The 20445-nt window shown below is 65.1% G+C and carries 13 protein-coding genes; 8 read left to right on the top strand and 5 right to left on the bottom strand.

What is annotated here, in order from left to right; translation table 11 throughout:
• Window positions 1-71 precede the first annotated feature (71 nt).
• Window positions 72-3725: a TonB-dependent receptor gene (locus ACJ8FR_RS05655; protein ID WP_407827648.1), complete on the top strand. Its 3654-nt coding sequence runs from the start codon at window positions 72-74 to the stop codon at window positions 3723-3725.
• Between the two features lie 61 nt (window positions 3726-3786).
• On the opposite strand, the gene ACJ8FR_RS05650 is transcribed toward ACJ8FR_RS05655, so the two are convergent.
• The gene (locus ACJ8FR_RS05650; RefSeq protein WP_407827647.1) at window positions 3787-5889 is read right to left on the bottom strand and encodes an alpha-glucuronidase family glycosyl hydrolase; all 2103 of its coding nucleotides are present in this window, start codon (window positions 5887-5889) and stop codon (window positions 3787-3789) included.
• A 73-nt stretch (window positions 5890-5962) separates the two neighbouring features.
• Here ACJ8FR_RS05650 and ACJ8FR_RS05645 point away from each other — a divergent pair, with 73 nt between their 5' ends.
• From ACJ8FR_RS05645 to ACJ8FR_RS05630, 4 genes are read left to right on the top strand one after another with little or no spacing between them, the layout of a single operon-like run.
• Window positions 5963-7084, top strand: coding sequence for an endo-1,4-beta-xylanase (locus tag ACJ8FR_RS05645; RefSeq protein ID WP_407827646.1), 1122 nt, complete (start codon window positions 5963-5965; stop codon window positions 7082-7084).
• Between the two features lie 12 nt (window positions 7085-7096).
• On the top strand, window positions 7097-7477 hold the full coding sequence (locus tag ACJ8FR_RS05640) for a hypothetical protein (RefSeq protein ID WP_407827645.1): 381 nt from the start codon (window positions 7097-7099) through the stop codon (window positions 7475-7477).
• Between the two features lie 6 nt (window positions 7478-7483).
• Entirely contained in the window at window positions 7484-9157 is a 1674-nt protein-coding gene (locus ACJ8FR_RS05635) for a glycoside hydrolase family 43 protein (RefSeq protein ID WP_407827644.1), read from the top strand.
• Entirely contained in the window at window positions 9154-10089 is a 936-nt protein-coding gene (locus ACJ8FR_RS05630; RefSeq protein WP_407827643.1) for a polysaccharide deacetylase family protein, read from the top strand. The genes ACJ8FR_RS05635 and ACJ8FR_RS05630 overlap by 4 nt, the downstream gene beginning before the upstream one ends.
• Here ACJ8FR_RS05630 and ACJ8FR_RS05625 read toward each other — a convergent pair.
• Window positions 10079-12460, bottom strand: a complete 2382-nt coding sequence (locus tag ACJ8FR_RS05625) for a glycoside hydrolase family 3 N-terminal domain-containing protein (protein ID WP_407827642.1) — start codon at window positions 12458-12460, stop codon at window positions 10079-10081. The two genes, ACJ8FR_RS05630 and ACJ8FR_RS05625, sit on opposite strands and share 11 nt — an antisense overlap.
• An 88-nt stretch (window positions 12461-12548) precedes the next feature.
• Between ACJ8FR_RS05625 and ACJ8FR_RS05620 the strand changes: the two genes are divergently transcribed.
• Genes ACJ8FR_RS05620 through ACJ8FR_RS05610 form a run of 3 tightly spaced genes read left to right on the top strand, consistent with a single transcriptional unit; the run spans window position 12549 to window position 16913 of the window.
• Window positions 12549-13631 (top strand): LacI family DNA-binding transcriptional regulator, encoded by a 1083-nt coding sequence (locus ACJ8FR_RS05620; RefSeq protein WP_407827641.1) that lies wholly within the window; start codon window positions 12549-12551, stop codon window positions 13629-13631.
• A gap of 50 nt (window positions 13632-13681) precedes the next feature.
• On the top strand, window positions 13682-15109 hold the full coding sequence (locus ACJ8FR_RS05615) for a sugar porter family MFS transporter (RefSeq protein WP_407827640.1): 1428 nt from the start codon (window positions 13682-13684) through the stop codon (window positions 15107-15109).
• A 25-nt stretch (window positions 15110-15134) separates the two neighbouring features.
• Window positions 15135-16913, top strand: coding sequence for an IlvD/Edd family dehydratase (locus ACJ8FR_RS05610; RefSeq protein ID WP_407827639.1), 1779 nt, complete (start codon window positions 15135-15137; stop codon window positions 16911-16913).
• On the opposite strand, the gene ACJ8FR_RS05605 is transcribed toward ACJ8FR_RS05610, so the two are convergent.
• The 3 genes from ACJ8FR_RS05605 to ACJ8FR_RS05595 are packed head-to-tail and all read right to left on the bottom strand — an operon-like array spanning window position 16884 to window position 20440.
• The gene (locus ACJ8FR_RS05605; RefSeq protein ID WP_407827638.1) at window positions 16884-18830 is read right to left on the bottom strand and encodes a sialate O-acetylesterase; all 1947 of its coding nucleotides are present in this window, start codon (window positions 18828-18830) and stop codon (window positions 16884-16886) included. The genes ACJ8FR_RS05610 and ACJ8FR_RS05605 overlap by 30 nt on opposite strands.
• Window positions 18809-19684 carry an SMP-30/gluconolactonase/LRE family protein gene (locus ACJ8FR_RS05600; protein ID WP_407827637.1) on the bottom strand — a complete coding sequence of 292 codons (876 nt, stop codon included), beginning with the start codon at window positions 19682-19684 and terminating at the stop codon, window positions 18809-18811. The genes ACJ8FR_RS05605 and ACJ8FR_RS05600 overlap by 22 nt, the downstream gene beginning before the upstream one ends.
• Entirely contained in the window at window positions 19685-20440 is a 756-nt protein-coding gene (locus ACJ8FR_RS05595) for an SDR family NAD(P)-dependent oxidoreductase (RefSeq protein WP_407827636.1), read from the bottom strand. It abuts the gene before it with no gap.
• Between the last annotated feature and the right edge of the window lie 5 nt (window positions 20441-20445).

Genomic DNA, 20445 nt, shown 5'->3' with positions numbered 1-20445 from the left:
CGCGCGTTATGCAGTCGTTTGGAGAGAGGCTGGTCGCGTGTGTTAGCGCTACCAGAAACAGGGAGCGGCTAATGGCCAAGTCGAAGGGGCACTCGGATTCTGTGCGCGCCCTGCGCAGCGGCGTTTCATTCGTTGCGATCAGTGCACTGACCGTCAGCGCGCCGGCATTCGGGCAGACCACGACCAACGACACGATTGCAAACTCGACATCGCCGACCCAGCCGACGACCACGGCAGCGAACACGACGGCGCCCGGCGCACCGACGGAAAGCCGCAATGCGATCATCGTCACCGGCATCCGTCAGAGCCTGCGCAATTCGCAGCAGATCAAGCGCAATTCCGACACGATCGTCGACGCGATCACCGCACAGGACATCGGCGCGCTTCCCGACCGCTCGGTGACCGAAGCGCTGCAACGCGTTCCCGGAGTCGCGATCAACCGCTTCGCCGGCACCAGCGATCCCGACCACTTCTCGGCCGAGGGCGCGGGCGTCACCATTCGCGGCCTGACCTTTGTCGCTTCCGAGTTCAACGGCCGCGATACGTTCTCAACCGGCGTCTATGGCCAGGCGATCAACTTCCAGGACGTGCCGGCCGAGCTGCTCGGCTCGGTTGAGGTTTACAAGCAGACGACGGCGGACCGGATCGAAGGCGGTTTGTCCGGCACCGTCAACATGAACCTGCGCCTGCCGTTCGACAACAAGGGGTTCCACCTCGGTTACGATCTCGAGGCCAATTACGGCGACCTCGCCAAGAAATGGTCTCCCGTGGGTTCGGTCCTGGTCAGCGACAACTGGGATACCGGGATCGGCCGGATTGGCCTGCTCGGCGCCTTTTCCTATGCTCGGCTTTTCACCCGCTCCGACGCCGTCCGAATCTCCAACTTCCAGACACGGAACGGCACTTATTCGGACAACAACGCTTCCGGCCAAGGGACTGGAATCTGCCGCGCAAACTTGCCTCTGGGCACCGATGTGCAGGGCTTCCCGCCGGTCCTCCCGACGGCGGGTCCGGGCAGCCCGTGCTTTGGAACGCCTCCTGCCGGTGCGAACGGGTCCGCCGACTTCGCCGACCTCCGCTATGCGCCGGTCGGCGGACAGTTCCAGACCGAGGATCACGACCGCAAGCGCCGCGGCTTTGCCGCTGCTGCGCAATGGCAAAGCAATGACCGGCGTGCGCTCCTCACGGCGCAATTCCTCAACTCCAAAGCCACGGAGTCGTGGGAAGAGCATACGATGGGCGTCGGCTCCGACCTTTCCGAATACAATACGTTCCCAGCCGGATGCCAGCAGAACGGCACGTTTGGCAGTCGCCCGGAGGCGCAATGCCGCCTCGACGCTTCCGGCAATTTCGTCTTCGGCAACAACGGCAGAGGCCAAGGGTATAATCCCGGCGGCTCGTTCCCGAATTACCAGTACGACGCCAACAACGTTTTCGAGAGCGGCTTCATCACGCTGCCCGGTAGCGGCTGGCGTACATCCAGCAGCGGCAGCGCGACCACACGGGTTCCAACCGGCGGCATGCAGCAGTCGCTCGACGCGCGGGCGGTCCATGAAACGAACGTCGTCCAGGACACCTCACTCAACTTCAAGTTCAGCCCGACGCCGCACTGGGATATCAACCTCGATGCCCAACATGTCACGGCGAGACACGACAATCTGGACATGGAGATTTCCGGGTCGAACTTCTCTGATCAGCAGATCGACCTCACCGGCAATTTCCCGCAGATCATCGCGCACAAGCCGCTCACGCTCAGTGCGACCTGGGCTGCTCCCAACCCCGCGATGGCGAGTGCCACGGATGCGCAATATTTCGCTGATCCGCGCTTCACCTTCTGGCGCAACGCGATGGACCACATGGAGCAGAGCCGGGGCCATGAATGGGCATTCGCCGGCGATGTTGCTTACAATTTCCTCAACGACGGCTTCCTGAAGCAGCTCAAATTCGGCGCGCGATATTCCGATCGCCAGCAAGATATCAAATACACGACCTACAACTGGGGCTCGCTAAGCGAAATTTGGTCGGGAAGCCCAATCTTCATGGATCAGGTTGGCGTTCCGCAGGGCGCTAACCAACTCTTCACGTGGGACAACTTCTTCAGAGGTAAGTCGGTCGCTCCGCCCCCGGCGCAATTCTACAGCGGCGATTTGGTCGGTAACTACCAGCAAGCGATCGCCTTCGCCCAATCGGTCCAGGCCGCCGCGCGCGCGACTGGAAGCACGGCCACCTCGTGGAATCCGCTAGCTTCGCGGCCGGGCGTCATCGCTGGTACGCCGTTCCTGCCGCAGGACATCCAGCCGGTCGGCCAGAAGACCGATGACGCTTATGCGATGCTTCGCTTCGGCCAGTCCGAGCCGATCTTCGGAAACGTTCGGCTCGATGGCAACATCGGCGTCCGCTACGTTCACGACAATCTCACCTCGTCGGGCGCGTTCGGAATCAACCAATCGTTGCTCGGCATCACCAGTCCATTCAACAGGGTGACTAATCCCGTTACCGGCGTGGTCACACCGGGCCGCTGCGATGCCTCAATTCCTCCGCCGCCTGCGCCGCAGGTTCCCACCGTACCCGGCGGGATCTGCAACATCGGACCGGCGGCCTACGCGCAGCTGCAGCAATGGGCCGGGACAAGCACTGCGACGATCGCGAATACGGCTGTCAACAAATACAGCTACTGGTTGCCAAGTCTGAACCTGAAGTTCGGTCTCAGCGAAGACCTCATCTTCCGCTTGTCCGCGAGCAAGGACTTTGCACGGCCGGGGCTTGCCGACATCCGCAACTTCCTGACGATCGGACTCGATTCCAACGGACTGCCGCAATCGAATGCCGGCAACCCGTTCCTGAGGCCGATCACCTCGGATAATTTCGACGCGACGCTGGAGTGGTATTTCGCCGGGAGCAGGGTCGGCTCGCTGACCTTCGATGTCTTCCTGAAGAATATCCACAATTACATCTATTCAAATACGGTCCCACGCGACATCACCAACAATGGCATTACCGAGACCGTCGCGGTCCGAGGTCCGTCGAACTTCAGCGGTACCGGCAAGGTCAAGGGTTTTGAAATCTCGTACACCCAGACGTACGATTTCTTGCCCGGCTTCCTCAGCGGTCTGGGGCTGAGTGCGAACTATGCCTATGTCGAAAGCACGGGCATCCCGAACTCGTTCCTCAACGGCGGTTCGGCTGTGACCAACGTACCCCCCGTGGGGGCGTCGACCAACCTGCCGCTTGCGCAACTGTCGAAGCATACGGTCAACGTCGAACCGTTCTTCGAGAAGGGGCCGGTTTCGGTTCGCGTGGCGTACAACTGGCGCTCGAAGTTCCTGCTGACCGAGTCCGACGTCATCTTCCCGTACTTCCCGATATTCCAGAAGGCATATGGGACCCTGGATGCGTCGGCCTTTTACTCGTTCGGCCCGCACCTCAAGGTCGGAGTGCAGGCGCAAAACCTCACCAATGCGGTGACCAAAACGCTTCAGCAATTCACGCTTTCCGGGCTGCAGGGTACGCGGTCCGACGTGATGCAGGACCGGCGGTACTCATTCATCGTGCGCGGTAGTTTCGGCGGGTCCAGCGCTCCGCCGCCGCTCCCGCCGCCAGTATTGCCTCCGCCGCCGCCACAAACGCAAACGTGCCCCGATGGGTCGGTCATCGCGGCGACCGCGACTTGTCCGCTCCCGCCACCGCCGCCACCCCCGCCGCCGGCTGCGCCAGAGCGCGGGTAAAGCGGACCAAGCCCTTCCCCAGGCCCTCTCCGCATCCGCGGAGGGGGCCTTTCTCTTTTTTCTAGTGCCGCTGGCCGGGCAGGGCCGGCGGGCGCAGCGTTTGGTAATATGCGAGCGGGTGCGTGGGCCGGGGGCTCCCTTTGGGAAGCGGCAGCCTCGACAGGCTTTGGAAATAAGCGATGGAAGCGTCGCGCCACCAGCGCGCCTCCTCCTCTTCGCGGCGCAGGTCATCCGCCACGGCATTCCATCGCTCGGCATCGGCATAAGGGCGCACGGCCGCCCACGTCCGGCGCATTTGCGCGGTCTCCGCGACGCCGTGGGCATAATGGATGACGAGCTCGTCCCACAGCGTCCGGCCGGAGCGCATGCGATACGTCCACGGCAGATGGTGGAACCACAAGAGATACTTGCCGTCGGCCGTTCGCAGGTTCGAGAAGCCGCGCGCCACGGGAGGCGCATATTGCGCGACGGCATTGGAGCCCGCCGCCGTCCGGTCGAAACCGATGCCGCCTGCATCGGCGCGATTGTAGTGGCAGGGATTCCAGCTTGGCTGGAGGTCGCAGACCCATGGCGCGGGCCCGTAATGGTGATCGGTCGCCATTTGGTGGGCGAGGCCGAGCGGGGTCATGAAGTCCACCGCCGCTTCGCGCGAGCCCATCATCATCGCAAGGATCGGCCGGACGGCGCGCGGATCGTTGCTCCACGTCATCCGCGCCCATTCACCGGCGATTTGCCCGGCGGGCAGGCGCGGGTTCCAGGCCAGGCGCCCGAACGCGTACCAATTTGCCTGGTCGAAATCACTGCCGGTCCAGTTGCGGTCGCTGCCGACGTTCGAGACCCCGGCCATTGCCATGATCGTCGATGACACCGGGGTGCCGCAGCGGGGCGCGCAGGTGTCCGCGCCAAGCACCTCCGACCACATGGTGCCGAGGTAGGCGATGCCGGTGTTTTGCCCGAGATATTCCCGCGTGATCTGCGCCTCCAGCGCCACGCGCGTATGCGTCATCTGGCCGAACAGGGGATGGAACGGTTCGCGTGGCTGGAAGTCGATCGGGCCGTTCTTGATCTGAACGATGACGTTGTCCGCGAACTTGCCGTCGAGCGGCTTGAACTCGTCGTAAGCCTGCCTGGCCCGGTCATCGCCGCCAGGGGAATAGACGAACGCTCTCCAGATCACGGTCCCGCCGTGCGGTTGCAGCGCCCAGGCGAGCATGTTGGCGCCGTCGGCGTGGGTCCGGCCGTAGTCTTGCGGGCCCGGCTCGCCCTCGGAATTGGCCTTGACCAGGAAGCCGCCGAAGTTGGGGATCAGCCGGTAGATCTCGTCGGCCTTCGCCTGCCACCAGCGCCGAACGCCCGGGTCCAGTGGGTCGGCGGTCTTCAACCCGCCAATGTCGATCGGGGCGGAGAAGCGCGCGGACAGATAGACGCGAATGCCCCATGGCCGGAGACACCCGGCTAGCGCTTCGACCTTCTGAAGGTAGGGTGCGGTGAGGATGTCGGCGGAGGCGTTGACGTTGTTGAGGACCGCGCCGTTGATGCCGATAGAAGCGTTCGCCCGCGCATAGTCAGTGTAGCGCGGGTCCTTCCGGCCGGGCAGCGTCCGCCAATCCCACAGCGACCGGCCCGCGTAGCCGCGCTCGATGCTGCCATCGGGATTGTCCCAATGGTCAAGCAGGCGGAGCTGGAGCTTCGGACTATCGGTGGCGTCGAGATGATCGATCGGCCGATGCGTCTGGATCAGCCGGAGCAGGGCAAAGGCGCCATAGAGAAGCCCGTGCTGGTCATAAGCGGCGATGATTGTCACGCGATGGCCGGCGCGCCGCCCGGACCGGATGACGAACCCCTCGCTGCCGAGGTTCGAAGAGCCGCTGAGCTCGCCGACCACGGCACCATCTCGGTCGACTCGATTTTGCACGGGCACCAGCGCCGCCAGTAGGCCCGAGAGCCCGCGCTGCAGCTCGCTCGAGGCGGAGGTTGCGACGGCGCCGTTGGGTACCATGACGATTTCGGTCGCGTTCGGGGCGTACCGCTGGCGCAATTGCGCGGGCAGGGGCTGGTAGCGGAGCCACAGCCGATAGCCGTCCTCGGCATGTGCGGGTGCCGCGGTCACCGACAAAATGAACGCGATCAGCGTCGCGGACGAAGCTCGTTTCCAATGCCGCATTGTCCCCGCGAGCCTATGCTGTTAGCGCTATCATTGTAAGGGAGACGCCGTGTTTCTTACCAGGCGCGAGAGTTTGGCGGCAGTTGCGGCGCTGGCCGGAGCGGCAGCCGCTCGGGCCGCTCCCGCGGCTTCGCCACCGCTCGATCGATTGGCACGGGCAAGCGGCCGCCGCTTCGGCTCGGCGGTGGCGTGGAGCCCGCTTGGCACTGATGCCGGCAGCTTCACCAATCCCGCTTATGCCGCGCTCCTCGAGCGCGAATGTTCGCTGCTGGTGCCGGAGAATCAGCTCAAGTGGCAGTGGGTTCGGCGCGACCCCGGTGCGTTCGATTTCAGAGCTTTCGACGCGATCGCCGATTATGCGGCACGCCATCGGTTAAAATTGCGCGGACACACGCTCTTCTGGACCCCGACCAAATGGTACCCGAAGTGGCTCGCCGAGACCCGGTTCCGCTCCGCGGCCGAAGCGGAGCAGCTGCTGACCGAGCATGTCCGGACCGTCTGCCGCCGTTACGGGACGCGCATCTATTCTTACGACGTCGTCAACGAGGCGGTGCAGCCCGAGACGGGCGAGATCCGCGACACCAACGTCACGCGCGCGCTTGGCGGGGAGCATTTCCTCGACCTCATGTATCATACGGCGCGCGAACAAGCCCCGCACGCGCAGCTTGTCTACAACGATTACATGAGCTGGGAACGCACCAGCGAGGACGAGACGCATATCAAGGGCGTGTTGAGGCTGCTCGAAGGCTTCCGCAAGCGCGGCACACCCGTCGATGCGCTTGGCGTGCAGTCGCACATCCGCCTGCTCAAGCGGGTCCCGGTGGGCGACATCGTCCGCGAATCCGAACGTCCCTGGCGCCGCTTCCTCGATGAGGTGGTGGGCATGGGCTACAAGCTGCTGATCACCGAGTTCGACGTGAACGACCATGCGGCGCCGACTGATACGCGCATCCGCGACCGGATGGTCGCCGATTACGGGCGCGCCTATCTCGACCTGATGTTGAGCTACCCGCAGCTCGGGGACATTCTCGCGTGGGGGATGACCGACCGGTATAGCTGGCTCACCGATTTCGACCCGCGCGCCGACAAGACGTTGAAGCGCGGCACGCCGTACGACGCGCGCTTCCGGCCCAAGCCGCTGCGGGCGGCGATGGCGGCGGCTTTGCGATCGGCGTCGGCGCATCACGTCGGCTGAAGGAGGTTGGAGATGAAGCGTGCGATTGCCTTGCTGTCCCTCGCCGCCACGTCGTGCGGAACCCAGAGCGCTCCGCCGCCGGCCGCGCCGATTGCCGCGGGCGCCCAGACGCGCTGCATCGACCTTCAGCAGGTCATAGCGAGGCATGCACAGCCGCCGTCGTCGATCGTGTTCGAGATGTCAGGCGGAGTGATCTATCGCAACGACCTGGTGGGCGGATGCCCGGGAGTGGCTCGCGCGACGGGATCGGAGATCGTCCAGACCGAATCGCAATCGACAACGCTCTGCGCCGACGACACCGTCCGGGTCTACGATCCCGTCGAGGCGAAGGCGACGGGAGCGCGATCGTTCGCCCAGTGCCGGCTCGGCGTCTTCACCGCGGTGCCGCGCTAGCGCGTGATGTTCCTGAACGCGCTAGCGGCAACAGCGATGCTCGCGGCCACGGGTGCACAAGCTGCCTCTGTCGCCCGGTTCGACTGGTTCGAGTATCGCGGTAACGATCATCAACCGACGCCAAAGCGCGGCGAGTACGGCAATCCCATTCTCCAAGGGTTCTATCCCGATCCGAGCATGATCCGCGTCGGCGACGATTATTATCTGGTGAATTCGACCTTCGCCTGGTTCCCCGGAATTCCGGTGTTCCACAGCCGCGACCTCGTCAACTGGAGTCAGATCGGCAGTGCGATCGACCGGCCGGGGCAACTCAACTTCGCCAGGATGACCATGTCGCAGGGTGTCTATGCGCCCGACATCAGCTGGCACGACGGCACTTTCTATATCGTCAACACCTGCGTCGGGTGCGGCGGCAATTTCGTGATCAGTGCGAAGAATCCCGCGGGGCCGTGGTCTGATCCGGCCTGGATCCCGGTCGACGGCATCGACACGTCGCTGTTCTTCGATGACGACGGAACCGCGTGGATCCTGAACAACGGAGATCCGGTCGGCAAGCCGCGCTACGAAGGCCATCGCGCCATCTGGTTGCAGCAGTTCGATGCCAAGCGGCTGAAACCCATCGGTCAGCGACAGGTGCTGGTCGATTCCGGCGTCCATCCCGAGGAGAAGCCGATCTGGATCGAGGGTCCGCACATCCTCAAGAAGGACGGGGCTTATTATCTCTATGCCGCGGAAGGGGGCACAGCGGAGGGCCATTCGGAAGTCGTGTTCCGGAGCGACAAGGTGACAGGGCCGTACGTGCCGGCGGCCGACAATCCGATCCTCACCCAGCGCGACCTGCCGGCCGATCGGCCAAGTCCGGTCACCTCGACCGGCCATGCGTCGTTCGTGAAGACTCAGCGCGGCGACTGGTGGGCCGTGTTCCTCGGCGTCCGGCCGTACGATGCCGCCGGCAATTTCAACACCGGCCGCGAGACGTTCCTGATGCCGGTGCGGTGGAAGGACGGCTGGCCGCGGATCACGCGACCTGGCGAGCGTCTGCCGCAGGTTGCCACCGGGCCGAACCTACCGGCCGGACCAAAGCCGCCGCTGCCGACGCGCGGGACCTTCACCTTGCGAGACGAGTTCGGCGGAGCCAGGCTCGCGCCCTACTGGATGACGCTTCGCAACCCCGATGGGAAATGGTGGCGAACTTCCGGGGGCGCACTGCAGATCGAGGCGCGAAGCGCGCGCCTCGGCGGTCTCGGCAATCCGTCGCTGATCGCGCGGCGGCAGCAGCACCTCAATGCGAGCGCGCGGACGAAGGTCACATTTGAACCGAGCGGAGACGCAGAAGCTGGACTGGTGGCGCTTCAGAACGACGAATATTGGTACTTTCTCGCGATCGGCCAGGAACACGGAAGGCTGGCCATCCGAGTGAGACGGCGAGCCGGCGGGAACGAGCCGGCGGCCGGGGTCATACTCGCAAGCGCTTCGACTGGCGTCCCGCCGACTTCGCCGGTTCAACTGCGCATCGACGCGCACGGCGCCGCCTACGACTTCAGCTGGAGCACCGACGGGCGGCGCTGGCATTCGCTGCTCCGGGATGCGGACGGAACATTGCTCAGCACCAAGCGGTCCGGAGGATTCGTCGGCGCGGTGTTTGGGCTGTACGCTTACGACGCGGGCGGGACACCGTGAAGCGGGGCCTCGCGCTGATCACCGCCGCGCTCCTGGGCTCCTGCGCGACCCCGCAGCAGCCGCGCGCCCTCGAAATCGCGCTGACCATCGACGACCTGCCCGTGCACGGCCCAATTCCCGCCGGCGAGAGCCCGAAGAGCGTTGCGGACGATGTCATCGCCGCGCTCATCACGGCGCATGTTCCGGCCTACGGCTTCGTCAACGCGCACTGGACCGCGGAGCAGCCCGGAACCCTGGACGTGCTAAGAGCGTGGCGCAGGGCCGGGCTGGCGCTCGGCAATCACACCTGGTCGCACCGGCACCTCAGCGAAATGTCGATCGCGGATTTCGAACGGGAAGTCGCTCGCGATGAGCTCGTGCTGCAGCAGCTTGCCGGATCGAGCGACTGGCACTGGTTCCGCTACCCGTTCCTCGACGAGGGCGACAATGCCGAGAAGCGCGTCGCGGCCCGGCATGTGCTCGCTCGGCGCGGGTACAAGATTGCGGCGGTGACGATGGACTTTGGCGACTGGCAGTGGACGGCGCCTTACGCGCGATGCATGGCGGCGGGTGACCAGGCCGCGCTCGATCGGCTCGAGCGCATTTACCTCGACGCCGCGGGGGAAGCGATCAGCTATTCCCGGACCTTGTCGCGACAGCTGTACGGCCGCGACATTCCCTACGTCGTCCTGCTCCACGACAGCGCGTTCGAGGCGCGCATGCTCCCGCAACTGATCGGCCTTTATCGCGCGGCCGGCTTTCGACTGGTGAGCCTTCCCGAGGCGGAGCGCGACCCTGCTTACGCCGACCAGGTGCGGCCCGATTCGCCGGCGGAGGCGATGGGCCTCGAAGGAAAGGCGGCGGCTCGCGGTATCAGCCTGCCGCGGCGGACCGACTTCGCGCCGCAGCTTGCCGCGATCTGTCCCGGCAGGCCGGGCGCCACTAGCCCGTGACCGTCAGTTTCGCGCTCTTGAGATCGGCCGAGTTCGGGCCCGAGTAGATCGTGAAAGTTCCAGGTTCGACGACGTGCTTCATTTCCGGGTTCCATAAAGCGAGATCGTCGGGCTGAAGATCGAAGGTGAGCGTGCGACGCTCGCCGGGCCGAAGCGTCACGCGCTGGAAGCGCTTCAGCTCGATGACCGGCCGAGTGACCGACGATTCGTCGTCGCGGATGTATAACTGGACGACCTCGTCACCGGTTCGGCCGCCGGTGTTGGCGATGTCGACCTGGACCTGCGCGGGCTGACCGGCCGCGATCACCGGCGTGACGATCCGGGGCGGCGAGATGTCGAAGGTTGTGTAGCTGAGCCCGAAACCGAACGGGTAAAGCGGCTGCGTGGTGTCGAACAGATAGCCGCGGCGCGCGCTCGGCTTGTGATTGTAATAGACGGGCAGCTGCCCAACCGACCGCGCGATCGACAGCGGCAGTTTGCCGCCCGGATTGACCGTCCCGAACAGAACGTCGGCCACGGCGTGGCCGGTCTCCTGTCCGAGGTACCAGCCTTCGACCAGCGCGGGCGCGTGCCCGGCAAGATAGTTCACCGAAAGCGGCCGTCCGTTCAGAAGCACGACGACGGTCGGCTTGTGCAGCGCGAGGATCGCGCGGGCTAGATCCTCCTGCTGCCCAACCAGGTCGAGCGAGGAGCGGTCGCCGAGATGGGTTTCCGCCCAGGCTTCGCGGCTGGTCTGCTCATTGTCGCCGAGCACCATCACCACGATGTCCGCCTTGCGCGCCGTCTGTAGCGCTCGGGCGATGAGCCTGCGGTTTTCCGACGCGGGCGCGAGCTTCACTTCGTCGCACGACCAGCAGCGCCCCTCGGTGATCCGGACGCCTTCGGCATAGTCGACCGTGAAGCGGCCCTTGCCCGCTTCCTGCATGCCCTCGAGCACGCTGACGACGTGCCTCGGAACGTCGCTGTAGCCGCCGATCGGAGTATCGCGGGCGTGGGTGCCGATCACCGCCATGCGCCGAATCTTCGCTGCGTTTAGCGGGAGCAGACCCTTGTCGTTCCTGAGCAGGACGATGGTGCGGTCGGCCGCCTCGCGTGCGAGGGCAATGGCGTCGGGCGTCGCGGTCTTCGCTTCGGCGGTGGCCGGATCGGGGAAGGGGTTGTCGAACAATCCGGATTCGAACTTCAGGCGAAGCACGCGGCGGACTGCGGTATCGACAAGCGCTGGCGGCACGCGGTGTGTGCGGACGAGCTCGGGAAGTGCGCTATACCCTTCAGGATCAGGCGTTTCGACATCGACTCCGGACTCGATCGCGCGTTGGGCAGCGTCGGCGATGCTGCCGTACATCTTGTGCCGGGTCATGAGCTCGCGAATGCCGTAATAATCGCTGACGACAGCGCCCTGGTAACCCCATTCGCCGCGAAGCACGCCGTTCAGCAGCCACCCGTTCGCGTGGGACGGGATGCCGTCGATCTCATTGTACGACGCCATCACCGACTGCACCGGAAAAGCGTGGACGATGCGTTCGAACGGCGGGAAGAAATCGGTCCTGAGCTCGCGCTGGCCGACGTGCGCCGGTCCGACGTTGGTGCCGCTTTCCGGAGCGCCGTGCCCGGTGAAGTGCTTGAGCGTCACGAGCACCTTGTCGGGCGCGAGCGGGAGCGTCAGGCCCTGGAACCCGCGCGCCGCGGCAAGTCCGATCTGGCCGACCAGATACGGATCCTCGCCGTAAGTTTCCTCGATGCGTCCCCACCGCGGGTCCTTGGCGACATCGACCACCGGCGCGAGGGCGAGGAAGGCGCCTCGCGCCCGCATTTCGCGCGCGGCAACCGAGAAGACGCGGGTGACGAGCTCCGGGTCCCAGGTGCTGGCCAGGCCGATCGCCTGCGGGAAGCTGGTGGCGCCCCGCGCGACATAGCCGTGCAGCGACTCCTCGTGCATCAGGATCGGAATCCCGAGACGGGTGTGCTCGACCGCCCAATGCTGCGCGGCATTCACATATTCGGCCGTATCCCGAGCGTCGCGGTTTGAAGCGGCGTTGGCTCCAGCTGCGCCGTTTGACGAGGTCACTCCGCGCTTGTCCGATGGACGCGCGAATCCGCCGATTCCGTTCGGGAAATTCCTCGAGGCGAGCTCGGGCGAGAAACGGCCGTCGGGAGTCTGCAGCTTCGCCTTGCTCTCCCACGCGGTCTCGAGCTGCGCGACCTTCTCGTCGAGGGTCATGCGAGAGAGGAGGTCGTCGACCCGCCGCTCGACCGGCTGGCGAGGGTCCTTGTAAATTGCGGGCGCAGTGGCCGCCTGGGCCGAAGGGGCCGATGCCGCGAGCATGGCCGCGAGCGCGACTGTTGCGATGGCGTGCAGCTTTGAAGTCATCCCGCTCCTCGTGACCTCGTATGATAGCGCTACCATAGCCGCCGGTCTGTCGGTTGCAATGCTGTTGCCCGGTGATAGAGCCGCTTCGATGGGAACAGCACCCAAGGCGAGCCGCCGAAGCCGTGGAAGCGTCACCATCGAGGACGTTGCCCGCGCCGCAAGGGTCTCGGCGATGACCGTGTCGCGCGTCATCAACAAGGAACGGAACGTTCGCGAAGAGACTCGGCGGAGCGTGCTCGAAGCGATCAAGGCGCTGCGCTATTCGCCCAACACCGCGGCGCGCAGCCTTGCCGCCGGCGACGCCACCCATATCGGCTTGCTCTACTCGAACCCGAGCGCCGCCTATCTCAGCCTGTTCCTGGTCGGTGCGCTCGAAGCATCGCGCAAGGCCGGCGTGCACCTGGTCATCGAGCCGTGCCTGGATGACGAAGCGAGCCAGCGCCAGGCCGCCCGTCACCTCGCCAGCGCCAACGTCGAGGGCGTCGTCCTACCGCCGCCGCTGTCGGAATCGGGTGCGATCCTGAGCGAACTTGCGCTCGCCGAGATTCCGGTCGTGACCGTGGCGATGGGTGAAGTTTATCCCAACATGCTGAACGTCCGCATGGACGATTTCAAAGCGGCCGCCGAAATCACCGATCACCTGATTTCTCTCGGCCACCAGCACATCGGCCTGATCAGGGGCTATCCCGGCCATATTGCGACACAGGACCGCGAACGCGGTTTCCGCGCGGCGCTCGAGGCGGCCGGCCTGTCGAGCGATCAAATGCCCGTCGAGCAGGGCTATTTCACGTTTCGGTCGGGCCTGACCGCAGCCGAGCGGCTGCTCGACCGCCCGAACCCGCCGACCGCGATCTTCGCCAGCAACGACGACATGGCCGCCGCGGCGATCAGCGTCGCCCACCGCCGCGGGCTGGCGATTCCCGGCGACCTTAGCGTGGCTGGCTTCGACGATACGCCGATGGCGACGGCGGTGTGGCCCGAACTGACGACCGTTCGCCAGCCGGTGTCCGAAATGGCCGCCGCGGCGATGGAGCTGTTGCTTTCCAACCTCCGCAGCCGCCGCCGTGGGGCGCCGCCGGCGCGTTCCGATTGCGTACTCGAGCATGAGCTTGTCATTCGAGAATCCACTGGTGCCCCGGTTGCATTTGCCGGGAAATCGTTGAGTAGTTAGCGCTAACGGCTGGCGTGCTGCAGGAGTCGGCGCGACTGAGGGGAGAGCATATGGTTGAGGCAAGTCCGTCGCGCGCCAACATGGGATTCATCGGCGCGATCGTCGCTGTCGCCACGATTGGCGGATTCCTGTTCGGCTATGACAGCGGTGCGGTCAACGGAACCCAGGAAGGCCTGAAGTCGACATTCAGCCTGATACCGGGAAGCTGGTCGCCGACCAACGGCCTCGGATTCACCGTCGCCTCGCTGCTCATCGGCTGCTTCATCGGCGCCTTCTTCGCGGGGCGGCTCGCCGACCTGATGGGCCGACGCAACACGATGATGGTGGCCGCCGCGCTCTTCCTCGCCGGCGCTCTCGTCCAGGGCTTCGCGCCGTCACAGATCATCTTCGTGATCGCGCGTATCTGCGGCGGAATGGCGGTCGGGGCGGCTAGCGTGCTGTCCCCTGCGTACATTTCAGAAGTCGCGCCGGCGGAGATCCGCGGGCGGCTGACGACCGTTCAGCAGATCATGATCATTACCGGCCTCACGGCCGCCTTCGTGGTCAATTATTTCCTCGCCGCCTCGGCCGGCGTGTCGACCGCGCCGCACTGGCTCGGCATCGCCGCCTGGCGCTGGATGTTCCTGATGCAGGCGCTCCCGGCGGCGATCTTCCTCGTCGCATTGCTGTTCATTCCCGAGAGCCCGCGCTACCTCGTCTCGAAGGGTCGCGAGGAGAAGGCCGAAAGCGTCCTCGCCAGCCTGTTCGGACGCGGCATCGCCCGCGCGAAGCTCGACGAAATCCGCGCGACCTACAGCGCCGATCACCGTCCGCGGTTGAGCGACATCAAGGGCAATGGTTTCCTCGGCGTCAGGCCGATCGTGTGGACCGGCATCATGCTCGCGGCCTTCCAGCAGTTCGTCGGCATCAATGTCATCTTTTACTATGGCGCGACACTGTGGCAGCTCGCCGGGTTCACCGAGGATCAGTCGCTCCAGATCAACATCGTTTCAGGCGCGGTGTCGATCGCGGCCTGCTTCGCGACGATTGCGGTGATCGACAAGATCGGGCGCAAGCCGCTGTTGCTGATCGGCTCGGCGGGCATGGCGGTCACCTTGTTCGCGATGGTCTATGCGTTCAGCCAGGGCTCGCTCGATCCGGCGGGCAATCTCGTGCTGTCGCGCGGCCTCGGACTGATCGCGGTGGTCGCCGCCAACCTCTACGTGATCTTCTTCAACTTCAGCTGGGGCCCCGTGATGTGGGTGATGCTCGGCGAGATGTTCCCGAACCAGATCCGCGGGTCGGCGCTGGCCGTGTCGGGGTTCGTCCAGTGGTTCGCGAACTTCCTGGTCTCGTTCAGCTTCCCGGTGATGGCGGCGAAGCTTGGGCTGACCATCAGCTACAGTTTCTACGCGGTGTGCGCGGTGATCAGCTTCTTCCTGGTGCAGAAGCTCGTGCGCGAAACCCGTGGCAAGGAACTCGAGCACATGGAAGGCTGAGCAGGCGGCGGCTCAAAGTGAGGTGATGGAGCGAAACCCGGCACGTCCGTTCCGCTCGCGCGAGTGGTTCGCCGCGCCGGAGCGCGCCGACATGGCGGCGCTCTACATCGAGCGGTTCATGAACTACGGCCTGACGCGCGACGAGCTGCGCTCGGGCAAGCCGATCATCGGCATTGCGCAGTCCGGTTCGGACATCGCGCCGTGCAACCGAATCCACCTCGAGCTTGCCGAGCGCATCAAGGCGGGCATCCGCGACGCCGGCGGAATTCCGATGGAATTCCCTATGCATCCGATCTTCGAGAATTGCCGCCGGCCCACTGCCGCGCTCGACCGCAACCTCGCTTATCTGGGCCTGGTCGAGATTCTCAACGGCTACCCGATCGATGCGGTGGTCCTCACGACGGGCTGCGACAAGACGACGCCCGCGGCAATCATGGCTGCGGCCACGGTCGACATCCCGGCGATCACGCTCAACGGCGGCCCGATGCTCGACGGCTGGCACGAGGGCGAGCTGGTCGGCTCGGGCACGGTGATCTGGCGTTCCCGGCGGCTGCTCGGCGCAGGCGAAATCGACGAGGAGGAGTTCGTCCGCCGTGCGTGCGATTCGGCGCCTTCGCCGGGCCATTGCAATACGATGGGCACGGCCTCGACCATGAACGCCATCTCCGAGGCGCTCGGCATGTCGCTGCCCGGCAACGCGGCGATCCCAGCGCCGTATCGCGAACGCGGTCAGATGGCTTATCGCACGGGCCGGCGGATCGTGGACATGGCGTACGAGGATTTGCGTCCGTCGAAGATCCTGATCCGTGCCGCCTTCCTCAACGCGGTCCGTCTCAACGCCGCGATCGGCGGATCGACCAACGCGCAGCCGCACATTGTTGCGATGGCGCGCCATGCGGGTGTCGAGCTCGGCAGCGGCGACTGGATGGAGCACGGTTACGACATTCCCCTCCTCGTCAACATGCAGCCGGCGGGCAAGTATCTGAGCGAGCGCTTTCACCGCGCGGGGGGCGTCCCATCAGTAATGTGGGAGTTGCTCCAGGCGGGCAAGCTCGATGGCTCGGCGCTAACCTGCACGGGTCGCACACAGGCCGACAATCTCGAGGGCCGGGAAGCGACGGATCGCGAAGTCATCTATCCTTACGCGACGCCGCTGAAGGACCGTGCGGGCTTCCTCGTCCTGTCCGGAAACCTGTTCGATTTCGCGATCATGAAGACCAGCGTCATCGGCGACGAGTTTCGGAAGCGCTATTTGTCGACGCCGGGGAGCGAGGGCCTTTTTGAAGCGCGCGCGATCGTCTTCGACGGCTCGGACGACTACCACCATCGCATCAACGATCCGTCGCTGAACATCGACGAGAATTGCATCCTGGTGATCCGCGGGTCGGGTCCACTCGGCTGGCCCGGCTCCGCCGAGGTGGTGAACATGCAGCCGCCCGATGCGCTGCTCCGGCGCGGCATTCAGAGCCTTCCAACGCTCGGCGACGGGCGGCAGTCGGGAACGTCCGACAGTCCGTCGATCCTCAATGCGTCGCCGGAGAGTGCGGCGGGCGGAGGCCTGGGCTGGCTACGCACGGGCGACACGATCCGCATCGACCTGAACGAGGGCCGGTGCGACGCCTTGGTGAGCGAGGGAGAAATCGCGCGGCGGAAAGCCGAAGCGCCGCCGCCGGTTCCGCCGAGCAAAACGCCGTGGGAGGAACTCTACCGCGAGAAGACCGGGCAGCTGTCGACCGGAGGTACGCTCGAATTCGCAGTCAAGTATCGCGGCACTTCATTGAAGACCCCCCGTCACAACCACTGACAGGGGAAGCTCAAAAACCGGCACCGGCAACAGATCGAGATCGTACACATTGACGATCGGATAGTCGGCCCACGCATATCGAACCTCGGCGACGGGCTGGTTGTCGGTCCATGCTATGTCGACCAACGAACCGCGCACGCGCGCATCCGCGTAGCGGCAGCGAGAAGGAAGCCCGCCGCAAAGCTCGAAGCCGAGCGCCCCCGGGCCACCGATCGACTGCAAGGGCTTGCTGAAGCGAACGACAATCATTCCCGGTCCCGATGCCATTGCGTCGATCGGCATCGGGCCCACCGCGCCCGCTGCGCCGTAAGCGAGCTGCTTCGCTGCAAGCGACAGCCGCCGTCCAACCTCCTGCTTGTTCGGGGGATGGAGATCGGTTGGAATGCCAATGTCGATCGCACTGATCAGTGCGGCGTGGGAATCGTGCTGGACACCGAGCCGCTGCTCATTGATCAGCGCGGCCCATCCGCTCTCGACGGGTTTGGACGTGGGCCGGCCCCATCCGGCGAGCCCGACGATCAGGAACGGCAGGTTGGGATCGCGGAACTGGCCCCGCCAATTCGCCATCCAGGCCGCGAGCCGCCGGTCGTAGCCGGGAACACCGACGTCGGCTTCGCCCTGGTACCAGGCGACGCCCTTGAGCCCGAGCGGCCCGAATGGAGCCGCCATCGCATTGTAGATTTTCGAAACGCTCGCAACTCCGGACCAGGGCGGCGTCGGGCCGTTTGCGATCGCCTTGTCGATAGGCGAATATTGCCATTGGTCGCCGAGCGGGAGGGCAGCGCTGCCATCGAAATCGAGGTGCACTTTGTCAATGGGGCCGACGAAACCGCCAGCGCCGTATGTGTTGAGCACATAGATGACGATCTCGTTGGTGCCGGCATGCAGCAGGCTCGGCGGGATGGCGTATACGCGTTGCGCCGCCCAGTCGCTGGTCCCGCCGACGGGCACGCCATTGACCCACGTCTGGTCCATGTCGTCGAACACACCGAGCGAGAGGCTCGCGCCTCCGGCAGCTTGGGCTGGGGTCAGGCTGAAGCGGCGCCGAAACCATACAGCGCCTATGTGATTCTTCCAGTCGGGGCCCCACGAATCCCAATAGTCGATCCGCGGCACCGGCTGCCAGGCCAGCCGGTCGCCGGCGCGCCATGGTTCCTGGCCGGCCGGCGTGCCCGCCTGGCTGTCCCACCACTTCACCCACGTCGCGTCGAACTGGCGCAGCGCCTGTGACGGGTTTGTTCGATGAAGCCGCACGAGATCGGCGATGGCCGCTTCGCCGCCGGCGCGGACGGAGGCCTCGTCCATCCATTGGCGGATCGGCGTCGCGCCCCAGCTGTCGTCGATCGCGCCGATCGCCACGTGCTGCGAGGTGCGCAGATCCCGAATCATGAAGTAGCATGCGGCGGAGAAATCCTTGACCGAGTCCGGAGTGGTCGCTTGCCATTGCGGCGGCTTGGCGAAATGCGCCTGGGGGTCGTCGGCAACCTGTTGCGGCACCTTGAACAGGCGCAAATCCGGATCGTTCGCGCTCTGGACCTCGCCGGCGCCGTTGAGCGCCCGGTGGACCGGAAATTCCATGTTCGACTGGCCCGAGCACAGCCAGACGTCGCCGACCATCACGTCCGCGGACGCGGCTTTCGCGCCACCCGCTCCAGCAACATCGATCGTGAAGGGGCCACCGGCGCCGCGTCTCGGAAAGCTCGCGGCCCATGTCCCTTTGCGGTCAGCGACCGAGCGCCGGGTCTGTCCACCAAAGCTCACCGCGACAGGCTCATCCGGAGCTGCGGTGCCGGATAGGACGATCGGCTTGCCGCGCTGGATGACGGCGTGACTTCCGAATTGCGGGTCGATGGCCGGAGCAGCTGCCGCGGGCGATGCGAGGAGGCTGACGAAGATCAGAGACGCGCGAGCGGACATGGCACTCCCGGCACATTGACTCGAAACTCGAACAGCGCGCCGATCAGCGGCTGCTTCGCGATCTTTTCTGGCGAAAGGAGCTGACGCGCGGTCGTCGCAAACGCAGTGCGAAGATCGGCGCCGCCGAACGCAATCTTGGTGATGTTCGCGACCGGAAAACGGACACTATCAACCAGCTCTCCGGAAGGCGCATAACGGCGCGCTCCCCACCCGGCGTAAAGAGAGATCCAGACATAGCCGTTGCTGTCGATGGTCGGGCCGTCCGGATAGCCGTCGGCCGGATCGATGCGGGCAAAGGGCCGAGGTTCGCCAAGCGAGCCGTCGTCGCGAATCTCGGCGATACCGATCGTCCCTTTGAGCGTGTCCACGAAGTAGAGCAGCCCGCCGTCAGGCGAAATCGCCGGCCCGTTGGTGATCGCGATGCCGTCCAGTCCGGTCCGCTTCAGCCGTCCTTCGTGGAAACAGTAGAAAGCGCCGGTCTTCGCTTTCTCGGCATTGTCCATCGTTCCGAACCACAGCCGCCCGGCGGGATCGACGACGCCGTCGTTCAAGCGATTGTCGGGTAGGTCCGGTTCGACCTCAACGATCAGCTCGAAGGCGCTGCTTCCCTGGTCGAAGCGATACAGGCCAGATTGGAGTCCCGCGACGAAGCCGCCGCCCGCGGTCGGAAGGATGAAGCCGACCTGTTCGGGCGACTTCCAGCTTTGCTTCGCCCCGGCTTCGGGATCGTAGCGGTGGATTTGCTGCTTCTTGATGTCGACGAACCATAGAGCCTGGTCTCGCTCGACCCATACCGGTCCTTCACCAAGCTCGGCCTCAAGCTCCCAGACTGGCTTCGGACTTTGGCCGCTCATTCAGCGCCAGCCAGCGTCGACAAAATATTCGTGGCCGGTGACGAGCCGCGCATCGTCGGAAGCGAGAAACAGAGCGAAGGCGGCAATGTCTTCGGGCACCAGCCGGCCGGGGAGGCATTGCGCGTTCACGATCTCCGCTTCGCCCTCCGGTGTATACCATTTCAGCTGACGCGGGGTGCGGACGTTCCCGGGGACGATGCAGGTCACCCGGATATTGTCCGGACCGAGGTCGCGCGCGAGCGCGCGGGTGAGCCCCTCGATCGCCGCTTTGCAGGTTTCGTAAAGGGCGAGCCCCGGCAAAGCGAGATGCCAGCTGATCGACCCCAAATTGATGATCGCGCCACCGCCAATGGAGCGCATCCCTGGCGCAACCGCCTGCGCACAAAAGAACTGGTGCTTGAGGTTCACGTTGAGCCGATCGTTCCAATACTCCTCGGTCACATCATCGACGTTGTGGCGGTCGTCGTTGGCGGCGTTGTTCACCAGCACGTCGATAGGCCCGTCTTTCGTGAGCCCTTCGATCGCCTTTTGAGTCGCTGGAATATCCTTGAGGTCGATGCGCAGGAATTTGCCGCCCGTACGCTCGGCTAGCGCTTCTGAATCAGACCCGTTGATGTCGAAGAAGGTGACATTGGAGCCCTGCGCGGCAAACGCTTCGACGATGCCGGCGCCGATGCCCGAGCCGCCGCCCGTGACCAGGACCTTCTTGCCTTTGAGGCTTGGATAGACGGCGCGCTGGCCAGGCGATTCCGACAAATTCT

The sequence above is a fragment of the Sphingomonas sp. genome (genome assembly GCF_045810705.1).
Taxonomy (GTDB): domain Bacteria; phylum Pseudomonadota; class Alphaproteobacteria; order Sphingomonadales; family Sphingomonadaceae; genus Sphingomicrobium.
The sequence above is the reverse complement of the archived record's forward strand: the minus strand, read 5'-3'. Positions and strand labels throughout refer to the sequence as shown.